At 72.7% G+C, this 13,697-nt stretch carries 11 protein-coding genes; 5 read left to right on the top strand and 6 right to left on the bottom strand.

Annotation, left to right across the window (positions count from 1 at the left end):
- Positions 1-12: 12 nt before the first annotated feature.
- The gene (locus H1A17_RS26005) at positions 13-1,224 is read right to left on the bottom strand and encodes an acyl-CoA dehydrogenase family protein (RefSeq protein ID WP_145918566.1); all 1,212 of its coding nucleotides are present in this window, start codon (positions 1,222-1,224) and stop codon (positions 13-15) included.
- Positions 1,224-2,309 carry a phosphotransferase family protein gene (locus tag H1A17_RS26000; RefSeq protein ID WP_145918567.1) on the bottom strand — a complete coding sequence of 362 codons (1,086 nt, stop codon included), beginning with the start codon at positions 2,307-2,309 and terminating at the stop codon, positions 1,224-1,226. Before H1A17_RS26000 ends, H1A17_RS26005 begins: the two co-directional genes overlap by 1 nt.
- A 152-nt stretch (positions 2,310-2,461) precedes the next feature.
- Between H1A17_RS26000 and H1A17_RS25995 the strand changes: the two genes are divergently transcribed.
- Together H1A17_RS25995 and H1A17_RS25990 are read left to right on the top strand one after the other, a co-directional pair.
- Positions 2,462-3,163 (top strand): amino acid-binding protein, encoded by a 702-nt coding sequence (locus tag H1A17_RS25995; protein WP_088645447.1) that lies wholly within the window; start codon positions 2,462-2,464, stop codon positions 3,161-3,163.
- Positions 3,164-3,252: 89 nt separating this feature from the next.
- Positions 3,253-4,377 (top strand): GNAT family N-acetyltransferase, encoded by a 1,125-nt coding sequence (locus H1A17_RS25990; RefSeq protein WP_145918568.1) that lies wholly within the window; start codon positions 3,253-3,255, stop codon positions 4,375-4,377.
- A gap of 223 nt (positions 4,378-4,600) precedes the next feature.
- Here H1A17_RS25990 and H1A17_RS25985 read toward each other — a convergent pair whose 3' ends face one another.
- Positions 4,601-5,005 (bottom strand): VOC family protein, encoded by a 405-nt coding sequence (locus H1A17_RS25985; RefSeq protein WP_145918569.1) that lies wholly within the window; start codon positions 5,003-5,005, stop codon positions 4,601-4,603.
- A 305-nt stretch (positions 5,006-5,310) separates the two neighbouring features.
- Between H1A17_RS25985 and H1A17_RS25980 the strand changes: the two genes are divergently transcribed.
- Together H1A17_RS25980 and H1A17_RS25975 are read left to right on the top strand one after the other, a co-directional pair.
- A complete protein-coding gene (locus H1A17_RS25980) occupies positions 5,311-8,268 on the top strand; it encodes a glycoside hydrolase family 9 protein (RefSeq protein ID WP_145918570.1) in 2,958 nt (985 codons plus the stop codon).
- Positions 8,269-8,476: 208 nt separating this feature from the next.
- Positions 8,477-10,948: a non-reducing end alpha-L-arabinofuranosidase family hydrolase gene (locus tag H1A17_RS25975; RefSeq protein WP_145918571.1), complete on the top strand. Its 2,472-nt coding sequence runs from the start codon at positions 8,477-8,479 to the stop codon at positions 10,946-10,948.
- Between the two features lie 71 nt (positions 10,949-11,019).
- Here H1A17_RS25975 and H1A17_RS25970 read toward each other — a convergent pair whose 3' ends face one another.
- From H1A17_RS25970 to bioB, 3 genes are read right to left on the bottom strand one after another with little or no spacing between them, the layout of a single operon-like run.
- Positions 11,020-11,526, bottom strand: a complete 507-nt coding sequence (locus H1A17_RS25970; RefSeq protein ID WP_145918572.1) for a GNAT family N-acetyltransferase — start codon at positions 11,524-11,526, stop codon at positions 11,020-11,022.
- A gap of 3 nt (positions 11,527-11,529) precedes the next feature.
- Positions 11,530-11,775 (bottom strand): hypothetical protein, encoded by a 246-nt coding sequence (locus tag H1A17_RS25965; protein WP_228544248.1) that lies wholly within the window; start codon positions 11,773-11,775, stop codon positions 11,530-11,532.
- A gap of 7 nt (positions 11,776-11,782) precedes the next feature.
- A complete protein-coding gene (gene bioB / locus H1A17_RS25960; RefSeq protein ID WP_145918573.1) occupies positions 11,783-12,778 on the bottom strand; it encodes a biotin synthase BioB in 996 nt (331 codons plus the stop codon).
- A 256-nt stretch (positions 12,779-13,034) separates the two neighbouring features.
- On the opposite strand from bioB, the gene H1A17_RS25955 reads away from it, so the two are divergent.
- Positions 13,035-13,697, top strand: a 663-nt coding sequence (locus tag H1A17_RS25955) for an aminotransferase class I/II-fold pyridoxal phosphate-dependent enzyme (protein WP_194823115.1), incomplete at its 3' end; no start/stop codon positions are given.

The raw sequence follows: 13,697 nt of genomic DNA, 5'->3' as shown, positions 1-13,697 counted from the left end.
GGTGCCGTCGGCTCAGGACCAGCGGCGCAGTTCCCGCCTGGCCAGGGACGCGCGGTGCACCTCGTCGGGGCCGTCGGCGAGCCGCAGGGTGCGGGCCTGGGCCCAGAGCCCGGCGAGCGGGGTGTCCTGACTGACCCCGGCGCCGCCGTACCCCTGGATCGCCTTGTCGATCACCCACTCGGCCATCGCCGGAGTTGCGATCTTGATGGCCTGGATCTCGGTGTGCGCGCCCTTGTTGCCGACGGTGTCCATCAGCCAGGCGGTCTTGAGCACCAGCAACCGGGCCTGCTCGATCCGTACCCGGGACTCGGCGATCCACTCCCGGACCACGCCCTGCTCGGCGAGCGGCCGGCCGAACGCGATCCGCTGGTTGGCCCGCCGGCAGAGCAGCTCCAGGGCCCGCTCGGCCATCCCGACCAGGCGCATGCAGTGGTGGATGCGGCCCGGACCGAGCCGGGCCTGGGCGATGGCGAACCCGGCCCCCTCGGCACCGACCAGGTTCTCCGCCGGCACCCGGACGTCGACGAAGTCGATCTCGGCGTGCCCGCCGTGCGGGGCGTCGGTGTAGCCGAAGACCGTCATGCCCCGGCGGACGTGCACCCCGGGGGTGTCCCGGGGCACCAGCACCATGCTCTGCTGGCGGTGCCGGTCGGCGTCCGGGTCGGTCTTGCCCATCACGATGAACAGCTCGCACCGGGGGTCCATCGCCCCGGACGACCACCACTTGCGGCCGTTGACCACGTAGTGGTCGCCGTCGCGGACGATCCGGGTGGCGATGTTGGTGGCGTCGGAGGAGGCCACCTCGGGCTCGGTCATGCAGAACGCCGAGCGGATCTCGCCGGCCAGCAGCGGGGTGAGCCACCTGTCGCGTTGCGCACCGGAGCCGAACTCGGCCAGCAGTTCCATGTTGCCGGTGTCCGGGGCGGCGCAGTTGACCGCCTCGGGGGCCAGGTGCGGGCTGCGCCCGGTCAGCTCGGCCAGCGGGGCGTACTGGAGGTTGGTCAGCCCGGCGCCGTAACGCGGGTCGGGCAGGAAGAGGTTCCACAGGCCGCGCCGTCGCGCCTCGACCTTCAGCCCGTCGAGCACCGGGGACCGCGACCACGGGTCACCCGCCGCCGCGACCTGCGCCGCGTGCACCGGCTCGGCCGGCAGGACGCACTCGTCCAGGAACGCGTCGAGCCGCTCCCGCAGCTCGACGGTGCGCTCGTCGTAGCCGAAGTCCATCAGTTCCCCCTGACCGCGCGCAGACCGTGCTCCACCAGCGGCGTCACCATGTCGCCGATCCGGTCGAACCCACCGCCGAGGGTCTGCCCCAGGGTGTGCCGGTAGTGGATGCCCTCGCAGATCACCGCGAGCTTGAAACAGCCGAGAGCCAGGTGCCAGTGCAGCGGCCCCACGTCGACGCCGCTGCGGTCGGCGTACCGGGCGATCAGCTCGTCGCCGGTGGGGAAGCCGGCGCGCGGGCCGAGCCCGTCGGCGACCGGGTTGCCCTCGGCGAGGTCGCTGTCGCCGAGCACGTCCCAGTACGTCAGCAGCAGCCCGAGGTCGGCCAGCGGGTCGCCGAGGGTGGCCATCTCCCAGTCCAGCACCGCCCGGACCGACACCGGGTCGACCGTGGTGAGCAGGTTGTCCAGCCGGTAGTCGCCGTGCACGATCCGGCCGGCGTTCACCCCCTCGGGCACCGAGGCGGCCAGCGCGTCGCGCAGCTCGTCCACCCCGGGCAGTTCCCGGCTGCGGGACCGGTCGAGCTGGCCGGCCCAGCGTCGTACCTGCCGGCCGAGGTAGCCCTCCGGACGGCCGAAGTCGGCCAGCCCCACCGTGGCCGGGTCGACGGTGTGCAGCGCGGCCAGGGTGTCCATCATCGCCCAGGCCAGGTCACGGCGTTGCGCGTCGGTGAGCGGGTCGGTCTGGGCCCGGGTGCGCAGCACCTCGCCCGGCACCCGCCGCATCAGGTAGAAGGGGGCCCCGATCACCGCCGGGTCGACGCAGAGCAGCACCGCCTCGGGCACCGGCACGGCGGTCGGCGCGAGCGCGGCGATCACCCGGTGCTCGCGGGCCATGTCGTGCGCGGTGGCCAGCACGTGCCCCAGCGGCGGGCGGCGCAGCACCAGTTCGCGCCCGGCGCCGTGCAGCAGGTAGGTCAGGTTGGACTTGCCGCCGGTGATCAGGCTGGCCCGCAGCGGGCCGTCGGCCAGCTCCGGCCGGTGGGTGGTCAGCCACCCGGCCAGCCGGTCGAGGTCCAGCCCGCGTGGCGTCCGGTCGCCGGGGGCTCCGCCGTCGTGGGACGCGTCGACGGCCGGCTCGGTCATCCGCATAGTTGATGGCAGGTCAGCCGGGTTGTCAAGGTCAGCAATTTTCCGCCGGGGACATGCCACGGCAACAGGGGCGAAATGGTCAACCGGCAGGCTGGGGACCAGCCTGCCGGCCGTGTGCGGTCGGCCCGCCGAGCGGAGGGACAGACATGTTGCTGAGAGTTCGGGTGACCCTGCCGGACCGACCCGGGACACTCGGCCAGGTGGCCCGCACGCTCGGCGTCTCCGGTGCCGACATCGTCCAGGTCGTGGTGCTGGAACGGCTCGGCGGCCGGGCGGTGGACGACTTCACCGTGGTCTGGCCCGGTGCCGCCCGGGTCGAGGGGCTGCTCGCGGGGCTGGCCGCCATCCCCGGGGTGCGCGTCGACGGGGTGTGGCGGGCGATCGGCGCGCCGACCACCACCGGTCAGGACGCCGAACTGCTCGCCCAGGTGGCGGCGAACCCCACCGACGGGGTGGCCACCCTGGTCGACGCGGTGCCGGGGCTGCTCGCGGCGGACTGGGCGGTGGCGGCCGTCGTGCCGGTGGACTGGGCCTCCCGGGCCGGCGCGGGGACGGCGACCGTCGGGCACGCCAGCTGGCGCGCGCCCGAGCCGCCCCGGCTGCCCGAGGTGACCCCGCTGCGGGCCCGCACCCTGACCATGGCCGACGGCACGCACTACGCGATCGCGCCGTTCGGCCGGGCCGGGCTGGTGCTGGTGGTGGCCCGGGACCACACCGAGCCGTTGACCGCCGCCGGGTTCCACGCCACCGAGGTGGACCGGCTCGCCCAGCTCGTCCGGGCCAGCGCGGTGATCCTCGGCGACCGGCTCGACCTGGTCGGCCCGCAGTCGGTGACCACCGTCACCTGACCTGGGCGGACGGTTGCCGGTGCGACACCGCCGGGCAACGCCACGGCAACAGGCTGCGGGCAGGCTTCGTGCTGGGGAAGGGAGTGGACATGGCGCTGTGGCGGGTGCGCGCGACCGTGGACGACCGGCCGGGATACCTGTCGGTCCTCACCGCGAGTCTCGCGTTGCGGGGGGTCAACATCCTCACCGTGCAGGTGCACACCACCGAGGTCGGCGCGGTGGACGACTTCCTCGTCGACGCGCCGGACACCCTCGACGAGGCGGATCTGATCGCCGCCGTCGAGCGTGGCCGGGGCCGGGACTGCTGGGTCGCCCGCAGCGAGGCGCGGGGCCTGGCCGACCAGCCGACCCGGGTGCTCGGGCTGGCCACCCGGCTGGTCGGTGACCCGGAACTGGCCGGTGAGGTGCTCCGGGCCACGCTCGGCGCGGACGAGGTGACCTGGCGGCCGACGGCTGCCGTCGGGCACGACGCGGTGGGCACCACGACCATGCTGCTGACCGATCCGGCCGGCGGCTCGTACGAACTGCGCCGGCAGGCGCCCAGCTTCACCCCGGCCGAGTACGCGCGGGCGCAGGCGCTCGTCGAGTTGGCGGCGGCGGTGGCCCGGCGGGAGGCCGACCGGGTGGTGCTGGTGCTGCCCGACGGGGCGGAGCTGACCGTCCGGCCGGCGACCGCCGACGACCTGGCGGGCGTGGTGGACCTGCACGAGCGCTGCTCGGCGTCCAGCCGGCAGCGGCGCTACCTGAGCGGGGCGGCGCTGCCCTCGCCGGCCCGGCTGCGCCGGCTGCTGGAACCGGCCCGGGGGTTGACCCTGGTGGCCACGACGACCGGCTCCGACGGGGCGGTGGAGTCGGTCGTCGGGCTGGCCAATTTGCTCGCCGAGGGCGACGAGGCGGAGGCGGCGCTGCTGGTCCGGGACGACTGGCAGCGGCGTGGGCTGGGCACCGCGCTGCTGCGCCGGCTGCTCGCCCACGCCGAGCGGGCCGGGTTCGCGGCGCTTGTCCTGCACACCCAGGCGGAGAACACGCCGATGGTGCGTACGGTGGCCCGGCTGGGCCGGTCCGCGCCGATCGAGCGGGACGGCAGCCTGCTCACCGTGACCGTCGCGCTGGCCGCCCCGGTGGGCGACGGCCCGGTCGCCGGTCGGCCCGGTCGGCCCGGTGCGGCCGTGATCGGTCCCCGGCGGACGAGCACGACCGGTGGGGTGTGCTGACGACCGACCACCGCTGATCGAGACAACCCGTGTGGCACCGGGCGGGGGCTTTCCTTCCGGTGCGTGGCCGAACTCCGATGCGGAGAACGGTGTACAGGCAGGGCCCCCGGTGCGGGGGCCCTGCCCATGTCCGGGCCCGGTTCGGTGCGCCGGGGCCGGTCGCGGCCAGGCGGCCCGGGGCCGCCGGCCGGGCCGGTGGGTGCGCGGGCCGGTGGGGTGGCGGTCAGCCGAAGAGGACGCCGGCCCGGCGGTGCCCGGACACGCAGAACCGGTTGCCCTCGGTGTCGGCGAGGACGACGTACGGCAGTTGGCCGGGTTCCGGCTCGGTGGGGTAGTGCGGCCAGTCGACCCGTTCGGCCCCGAGACCGCACAGCCGGTCGACCTCGTCGTCGAGGTCCCGGCCTCCCGCGTGCAGGTCGAGGTGGATGCGGGGGTGGTCCGTCACCGGGCTGACGCTGACGTCCATCGCCAGGGGCACCCCGGTGGTGCCGGGCGGCGGTTCCAGCACGATCCAGCCGTCCCCGGGGTAGCGGGGTGGCCGGCGGACGTAGCCGAGGGCCTGGGCCCAGAACCGGCCGGCGCGACGGTCGTCGGTCACGCCCAGCGACACCTGTTCGATCATCGACATCGATCCAGGCTAGTCCGGTCGGGTGGTGGTCGCCGGCCGGCCGTGGTGCCCGGCCCGGTCGGGGGCGGCCCACCTCAACGGGGGTCCGGCCGGTGTGCCCGGAGGGCTTCTTCCGGTGTCGTCGGGGTTGGCCCCTTCACAAACCGATGACCGAACGATTACATTGGCGCACATCCATGGGAGCGCTCCCGCGACTCCTTCGGTCCTCTCACCACCACCCGCCTCCGGCGACGCCCACCACCCGCGACGCCCCCGTCCCCGCGTCCGGTGGGCGTCGCCGGAGGCACCACCGACAGGAGTTCCGCATGCAGCACCCGAACCGGCCCGGCCGGTCGGGCGCGGGCCGGCCCCGGCTCCGCCGCCTGCTCGCCGCCGGTGCCGCCCTGGCCAGCGGTCTGACCCTCGCCATCAGCGCGGTCCCGCTCACCGCCGGGGCCGCCCCCACCGCTGCCGGGCGCGCCGAGGCCGCCGAGGCCGCCGGCACCGGCATGTTCAACTACCCCGAGGCGTTGCAGAAGTCGCTGCTGTTCTACGAGGCGCAGCAGTCCGGCAAGAAGCCGTCCTGGAACCGGGTCTCCTGGCGGGGCGACTCCGCGCTCACCGACGGCGCGGACGTCGGCGTGGACCTCACCGGTGGCTGGTACGACGCCGGTGACCACGTGAAGTTCGGCTTCCCGATGGCGTTCAGCGCCACCATGCTCGCCTGGGGCGCGGTCGAGTACCGGGACGGGTACGTCGCCGCCGGGCAGCTCACCCCGCTGCTGAACAACCTGCGCTTCGTCAACGACTACTTCATCAAGGCGCACCCCTCGGCGAACGTGCTCTACGGGCAGGTCGGCAAGGGCGACGACGACCACAAGTGGTGGGGCCCGGCCGAGGTGCTGCCGATGGCGCGGCCCGCGTACAAGATCGATTCGAGCTGTGGCGGCGCGGACCTGGCGGGGGAGACGGCGGCGGCGATGGCCGCGTCGTCGATGGTGTTCCGGCCCACCGACGCGACCTACGCCGACAAGCTGCTCACCCACGCCAAGCAGCTCTACACGTTCGCCGACACGGTGCGCAAGAGCTACCACGAGTGCATCACCGACGCGACCAGCTTCTACAAGTCGTGGAGCGGCTACCAGGACGAACTGGTCTGGGGCGCGATCTGGCTGCACCGGGCCACCGGCGACGCGAGCTACCTGGCCAAGGCCGAGAGCGAGTACGACAAGCTCGGCACCGAGCCGCAGTCCACCACCCGGTCCTACAAGTGGACCCTGGCCTGGGACAACAAGCAGTTCGGGGCGTACGTGCTGCTGGCCAACCTGACCGGCAAGCAGAAGTACGTCGACGACGCCAACCGGTGGCTCGACTACTGGACGGTCGGCGTCAACGGCCAGAAGGTGCCCTACTCGCCGGGCGGGATGGCCGTCCTCGACTCCTGGGGCGCGCTGCGGTACGCCGCCAACACCAGCTTCGCGGCGCTGGTCTACAGCGACAAGACCACCGACGCCACCCGCAAGGCCCGGTTCCACGACTTCGCCGTCCGGCAGATCAACTACGCGCTCGGCGACAACCCGCGCAAGTCCAGCTACGTGATCGGATTCGGCAGCAACGCGCCGAAGAACCCGCACCACCGCACCGCGCACGGTTCCTGGTGGGACAGCCAGACGGTGCCGGTGGAGACCCGGCACGTGCTCTACGGCGCGCTGGTCGGCGGCCCGTCCTCGGCCAACGACGCGTACACCGACAGCCGGTCCGACTACGTGATGAACGAGGTCGCCACCGACTACAACGCCGGTTTCACCTCCGCCCTGGCCCGGCTCTCCCAGGAGTACGGCGGCACCCCGCTCGCCGGTTTCCCCACCGCCGAGCAGCCGGACATCGCCGAGCTGACCGTGGAGACCACGGTGATGCAGGCCGAGCCCCGGGCCACCGGGCTCAAGGCGATCATCTACAACAAGTCGGCCTTCCCGGCGCGGGCGCTGACCAACGGGAAGTTCCGCTACTACTTCCGCCCCGAGGGCAGCACCGCCGTCCAGGTCACCCCCGGCTACACCCAGGGCTGCCCGTCGCCCTCGACGGCCAGGCAGCTCTCCGGCGACATCTGGTACGTCGAGGTGGACTGCACCGGTCAGACGATCGCCCCGGCCGGGCAGTCGCAGCACCGGATGGAGGTGCAGTTCAAGATCGGCGTACCGGAGGGCGGCACCTGGGACCCGACCAACGACCCGTCGTACCAGGCCACCGCCGGCCCGAACCCGAAGGTGCCGCTGTACGCCGGGACCACCCGGGTCTGGGGTGACGAGCCGACCTCGACGCCGACCGACACCACCCCGCCCACCGTCCCCGGCACCCCCGTCGCCTCGGCGATCACCTCCACCGGCATGACGCTGACCTGGCCCGCGTCCACCGACACCGGTGGCAGCGGACTGGCCGGCTACGACGTCGTCCAGGAGTTTGTCGGCAGCGACGCGCGGATGTCGTACCGCACCACCACCAACAGCCTGACCCTGACCACGCTCCTGCCCGCCAGCAACTACCGGTTCTGGGTCCGGGCCCGGGACGGCGCCGGCAACAGCTCGCTGTCGTCGCCGGTGCTCGCGGTGGCCACCCCGGCAGGCAACGGCCCGGACACCACCGGACCGACCCAGCCGGGCACCCCGGACGCGTCGAACATCGGCACGAACGGGCTGACCCTGACCTGGACGCCGTCCACCGACAACGTCGGGGTCACCGGCTACAAGGTCTACAAGTCGTCCCTGCCGGGTCCGGTGGTGATCGGCACCCCCACCGGCACCACCTTCCCGGTGACCGGGCTGACGCCGGACACCTCGTACGGGTTCTACGTGGTGGCGGTGGACGCCGCCGGCAACCCGTCGACCCCGTCGAAGACGCTCACCGTGCAGACCCTGCCGGACACCACGACGCCGACCCCCACGCCCACCCCGACCCTGCCCGCCTCGTCGTGCCGGGTCGGCTACACCACCAGCGACTGGACCAACGGCTTCACCGCCAGCATCACCATCACCAACACCGGTACGACCGCGCTCACCGGCTGGACCCTGGCCTTCACCTTCCCGAACAGCGGGCAGAAGATCGGGCAGGGCTGGTCGGCGACGTACGCCCAGACCGGTTCGGCGGTGACCGCGACCAGCATGAGCTACAACGGGGCGCTGGCCCCCGGCGCGTCCACCAGCATCGGGTTCAACGGCACCCACACCGGCAGCAACCCGAAGCCGACGGGCTTCACGCTCAACGGGGCCGCCTGCACGGTCTCCTGATCGTCGACGTGGCGTGGCCGGCACCGCACCTGCGGTGACCGGCCACGTCGCGTCGGGTCGGGCCCGGCCAAAAATGTTCCGAAACTTTTCCGAAACACCTTTGTTCCGGGCGGTGCATGATGGAAACATCGACGGCGTTAGATTTAACAACCGTAACGTCCGGTCGTCCCGCCCGACGGCCTGGGTGTGGGCCAGTAAGGAGGCCACGATGGCAATGAGCCCATCCGATCATCGCGGCGGGAGTCGACGCCGCCGCTCGCCCGCCGTCCGAGCACTGCTCGCCGGCGCGGTAGGCGTCGTGACGGTGGCCGCCGCCGCGGTGATGATGCCGTCGGCGAACGCCGCCGCGACCACGCTGGGCGCGGCCGCCGCGCAGTCGGGCCGGTACTTCGGCACGGCGATCGCGGCCGGCCGGCTCGGCGACTCGACGTACAGCACGATCGCCGGCCGCGAGTTCAACATGATCACGGCCGAGAACGAGATGAAGCCGGACGCGACGCAGCCCCAGCGGGGCCAGTTCAACTTCAACTCCGGTGACCAGATCTACAACTGGGCGACCCAGCGCGGCCTGAAGGTCCGTGGGCACACCCTGGCCTGGCACGCCCAACAGCCCGGCTGGATGCAGAGCCTCAGCGGCAGCACCCTGCGGCAGGCCATGATCGACCACATCAACGGCGTGATGGGCCACTACAAGGGCAAGCTCGCCGCCTGGGACGTGGTCAACGAGGCGTTCAACGAGGACGGCAGCCGCCGGTCGTCGAACCTCCAGGGCACCGGCAACGACTGGATCGAGGTGGCGTTCCGCACCGCGCGGGCCGCCGACCCGTCGGTGAAGCTCTGCTACAACGACTACAACATCGAGAACTGGTCGTACGGCAAGACGCAGGGCGTCTACCGCATGATCCAGGACTTCAAGTCCCGGGGCGTCCCGATCGACTGCGTCGGCCTGCAGACCCACTTCACCGGCGGCAGCTCGCTGCCGAGCAACTTCCAGACCACGCTGTCCAGCTTCGCCGCCCTCGGCGTGGACGTGGCGCTGACCGAGGTCGACGTCACGAACTCCTCCACCACCCAGTACGCCGGGCTGACCCAGGCGTGCCTGAACGTGCCGCGCTGCATCGGCATCACCGTGTGGGGCGTGCGCGACAGCGACTCCTGGCGCTCCAACGAGAGCCCGCTGCTGTTCGACGGCGGCGGCAACAAGAAGGCCGCGTACAACTCGGTCCTCAACGCGCTCAACGCGGCCCCCCCGACCTCCGGGCCGACCACCGGCCCGCCCACCACGACCCCACCCACCACGACCCCGCCACCGAGCGGCGGCGCCGGACGGATCGTCGGCGTGGCGTCGAACCGGTGCATCGACGTACCGAACTCCACCCAGACCAACGGCACCCGGGTGCAGCTCTACGACTGCAACGGCCAGTCCAACCAGCAGTGGACGTACACCAGCAGCAAGCAGTTGCGGGTCTACGGCACCAAGTGCCTGGACGCCAACGGCGCGGCCACCGCCAACGGCACCGGGATCATCATCTGGGACTGCAACAGCGGGGCGAACCAGCAGTGGAACATCAACTCCAACGGCACCATCAGCGGCGTGCAGTCCGGCCGCTGCCTGGACGTCTGGGGCACCGGCAACGGCCAGCAGGTCCAGTTGTACGACTGCCACGGGCAGACCAACCAGCAGTGGCGCACCGACTTCGCCGGTAGCACCACGCCGCCGACCTCGACGCCGCCGACCACGACCCCGCCGCCGACCACGCCCCCGGCGGGCGGCTGTGCCCTCCCGTCGACCTACCGGTGGTCGTCGACCGGCGCGCTGACCAGCCCCAAGAACGGCTGGGTCTCGCTCAAGGACTTCACCAACGTGGTCTACAACGGCAAGCACCTGGTCTACGGCTCGTACGTCAACAGCAGCGGCCAGTACAGCTCGATGAACTTCGGCACGTTCACCAACTGGTCCGACATGGCCTCGGCCAGCCAGAACGGGATGAGCCAGGGCACCGTGGCGCCCACCCTGCTCTACTTCGCGCCGAAGAACATCTGGGTGCTGGCGTACCAGTGGGGACCGACCTCGTTCAGCTACAAGACGTCGAGCGACCCGACCAACGCCAACGGCTGGTCCTCGGCGCAGACGCTGTCCACCGCCACCCTCCCGGACGCCCCGTACGGTGTGATCGACCAGACCCTCATCGGCGACGACCAGAACATGTACCTGTTCTTCGCCGGGGACAACGGCAAGATCTACCGGTCGAGCATGCCGCTCGGGAACTTCCCGGGCAGCTTCGGTTCGAGCTACACGACGATCATGACCGACTCGACGAACAACCTGTTCGAGGGCGTCGAGGTCTACAAGGTGGCGGGCCAGAACCAGTACCTGATGATCGTCGAGGCGATCGGGAGCCAGGGGCGCTACTTCCGGTCGTTCACGTCCAACAGCCTGGGCGGCTCGTGGACCCCGCAGGCGGCCAGCGAGAGCAACCCCTTCGCCGGCAAGGCCAACAGCGGCGCCACGTGGACCAACGACATCAGCCACGGTGACCTGGTCCGCACCAACCCCGACCAGACCAAGACCGTCGACGCCTGCAACCTGCAACTGCTCTACCAGGGCAAGGACCCGAACGCGGGCGGTGACTACAACCTGCTGCCGTGGCGGCCGGGCGTCCTCACCCTCCAGCGCTAGGCGCACCTGCGCCCGCGCAACGACCGGGGCGTGTCCGGCACCTGAGGGTGCCGGGCACGCCCCGCCCGGTTTCAGCCGGCCAGATCCTCCGCGAGCAGGTCCATCAGCAGCGCGTCGTGCCAGCGCCCGTCCGCGCCCCGCTCGTACCGCCGCATGATGCCCACCGGGCGGAACCCCACCTTCGCGTACGCCCGGATCGCCGCCGTGTTCGCCGCCGCCGGGTCGATGGTGAACCGGTGGTGGCCGTACTCGTCGACCAGGTGCCGGACCAGGGCGCGGACCGCGTCCCCGCCCAGGCCGTTGCCGCGTACCGCCGGGTCGAGGAAGACGTCCAGGCTGGCGTGACGGTAGTCCGGGTCGGTCTCGGCGTACCACTGGATCGCCCCGACCAGCCGGCCCGCGTGCTCGATCACGTAGACCGTCAGCGCGTCGTCGGCCAGGTCGGCCCGCACCGACTCGGCCAGGTCGTCGCCGCCACGCCACCAGCGGCGCACCTCGGGGGTGGCCCGGATCGCGGCCAGGGCCGGCACGTCGGCACCGGTCACCGGGCGTAGCGTCACCGTCCGCCCGCGCAGCACCCGTCAGCCCCGCCGCTCGCCGTGCTCGACGCAGACCGCCGACCAGCCGACCGGCAGCACCTGCACCTTCATCCGCCGTCGGCAGTGCCCGCAGTAGCGGGGCGGCTCCAGCACCCGGGCCGCCGCGCACCCCGGGTGCGGGCCCGCCGTGGCGTCCGCGCCGCAGCGGTCGCACCAGGTCGCGGCCGACGTCAGCACGGCGGACCGTGCCGTACGGCCGTCGGCGGTCGGGTCACCCGCGTCGGTCATCATCACCTCACAGGGTGGCGGAGAGCGCCTTGACCGGCATCTTCAGCTCGTCGAGCAGCTTCAGGTCGTCGGTCGCCGGCCGACCCAGCGTGGTCAGGTAGTTGCCGACGATCACCGCATTGATCCCGCCGAGCAGGCCGTCGCGGGTACCCAGGTCACCGAGGGTGATCTCCCGGCCGCCCGCGTAGCGCAGGATGGTGCGCGGCATGGCCAGCCGGAACGCGGCGATGGCCCGCAGCGCGTCCTTACCCTCCACCACCGGCCGGTCGCCCAGCGGCGTGCCCGGACGCGGGTTGAGGAAGTTCAGCGGCACCTCGTGCGGGTCCAGCTCGGCGAGCTGCGCGGCGAACTCGGCGCGCTGCTCGACGGTCTCGCCGAGGCCGAGGATGCCACCGCAGCAGACCTCCATGCCCGATTCGCGGACCATCCGCAGGGTCTCCCAGCGTTCCTCCCAGGAGTGCGTGGTGACCACGTTCGGGAAGTACGAGCGGCAGGTCTCCAGGTTGTGGTTGTAGCGGTGCACGCCCATCTCGACCAGGTCGTCGACCTGCTCCTGGGTGAGCATGCCCAGCGACGCGGCGACCTGGATGTCGACCTCCGCGCGGATCGCGGCGACCCCCTCGCGCATCTGCTTCATCAGCCGGTCGTCGGGGCCGCGCACGGCGGCCACGATGCAGAACTCGCTCGCCCCGGTCGCCGCCGTCTGCTTCGCCGCCTCGACCAGTGACGGGATGTCCAGCCACACCGACCGGACCGGCGAGGTGAACAGGCCCGACTGCGAACAGAAGTGGCAGTCCTCCGGGCAGCCGCCGGTCTTCAGCGAGACGATCCCCTCGACCTCGACCTCCGGACCGCACCAGCGCATCCGCACCTCGTGGGCGAGCTGGAGGGCGGCGGTGAGGTGCTCGTCGGGCAGGGTCAGCACCGCGAGGACACCGGCCTGGTCGAGGCCGACGCCGTCGCCCAGCACCTGGGTCCGGGCCTGGTCGAGGATCTCTGGCATGGCTCGTACCCTACAAGGCCGGTGCGGGCCGGGAAACGCCCGAGCCGACGGCCCCGGGCCACCCCGGCGGCCCCGCGCGGGGCGGTGCGGCGGGCCCGCCGCCACGCCGGTGCCGGCCCGGCGGATGGTAATTTCGCCCGGCGGCGGCAACGCCGTCATCCACCGGCACGGGCCGGTCGTCGGGGCCCGGGACCGTGCGGTCGGGGTGGCAGGTCGGCAGGGTGGCAGGTCGGACGGCGGACGGAGGCGGTGACCGGTGGCGGACTGGCTGGCGGCCCTGGACCGTCGCGCCGCGCTGCGGGCGAAGGCGGGACTCACCCGTACCCTGCGCCCCCGCGCCGCCGGTGACCCGGACGTCGACCTGGCCGGCAACGACTACCTGGGTCTGGCCACCCATCCCGAGGTCGTGGCCGCCGCCGGCCGGGCCCTGTCCGGGTACGGGCTGGGCGCCACCGGTTCCCGGCTGGTCCGGGGCTCCACCGACGTCCACCACGCGCTGGAGGACGACCTGGCCGACTGGCTCGGCGTCGACCGGGCGCTCGTCTTCTCCTCCGGCTACCTGGCCAACCTGGCAGCCGTCCGGGGCCTGGTCTCACCGCGTACCCTGCTCGTCTCCGACGCCCACAACCACGCCTCGCTGATCGACGGCTGCCGGATCTCCGGCGCGGAGACGGTGGTCACCGCGCACGCCGACGTCGACGCGGTGGCCGTCGCGCTCGCCGCCGCGCCGGGTCGCCCGGCGGTGGTGGTCACCGAGTCGGTGTTCTCCGTCGACGGCGACCTCGCGCCGCTGGCCGCGCTGCACGCGGTGGCCCGGCGGCACGGCGCGTTGCTGCTGGTCGACGACGCGCACGCGCTCGGCGTCACCGGCCCGGCCGGTGCCGGCGCGGTGGCCGCCGCCGGGCTCGCCGGCGCGCCG

This window comes from Micromonospora sp. S-DT3-3-22 (genome assembly GCF_015354745.1).
In the GTDB taxonomy this organism is placed as follows: Bacteria; Actinomycetota; Actinomycetes; order Mycobacteriales; family Micromonosporaceae; genus Micromonospora; species Micromonospora wenchangensis.
This window is presented reverse-complemented; position numbering and strand designations above follow the sequence as displayed.

Excerpts from the sequence above, each read along its gene's own strand:
- H1A17_RS26000 (WP_145918567.1), bottom strand. The coding sequence starts at position 2,309 with ATGACCGAGCCGGCCGTCGACGCGTCCCACGACGGCGGAGCCCCCGGC.
- bioB (WP_145918573.1), bottom strand. The coding sequence starts at position 12,778 with ATGCCAGAGATCCTCGACCAGGCCCGGACCCAGGTGCTGGGCGACGGC.
- H1A17_RS25980 (WP_145918570.1), top strand. The coding sequence starts at position 5,311 with ATGCAGCACCCGAACCGGCCCGGCCGGTCGGGCGCGGGCCGGCCCCGG.
- H1A17_RS25995 (WP_088645447.1), top strand. The coding sequence starts at position 2,462 with ATGTTGCTGAGAGTTCGGGTGACCCTGCCGGACCGACCCGGGACACTC.
- H1A17_RS26005 (WP_145918566.1), bottom strand. The coding sequence starts at position 1,224 with ATGGACTTCGGCTACGACGAGCGCACCGTCGAGCTGCGGGAGCGGCTC.
- H1A17_RS25990 (WP_145918568.1), top strand. The coding sequence starts at position 3,253 with ATGGCGCTGTGGCGGGTGCGCGCGACCGTGGACGACCGGCCGGGATAC.
- H1A17_RS25965 (WP_228544248.1), bottom strand. The coding sequence starts at position 11,775 with ATGACCGACGCGGGTGACCCGACCGCCGACGGCCGTACGGCACGGTCC.
- H1A17_RS25985 (WP_145918569.1), bottom strand. The coding sequence starts at position 5,005 with ATGTCGATGATCGAACAGGTGTCGCTGGGCGTGACCGACGACCGTCGC.
- H1A17_RS25975 (WP_145918571.1), top strand. The coding sequence starts at position 8,477 with ATGGCAATGAGCCCATCCGATCATCGCGGCGGGAGTCGACGCCGCCGC.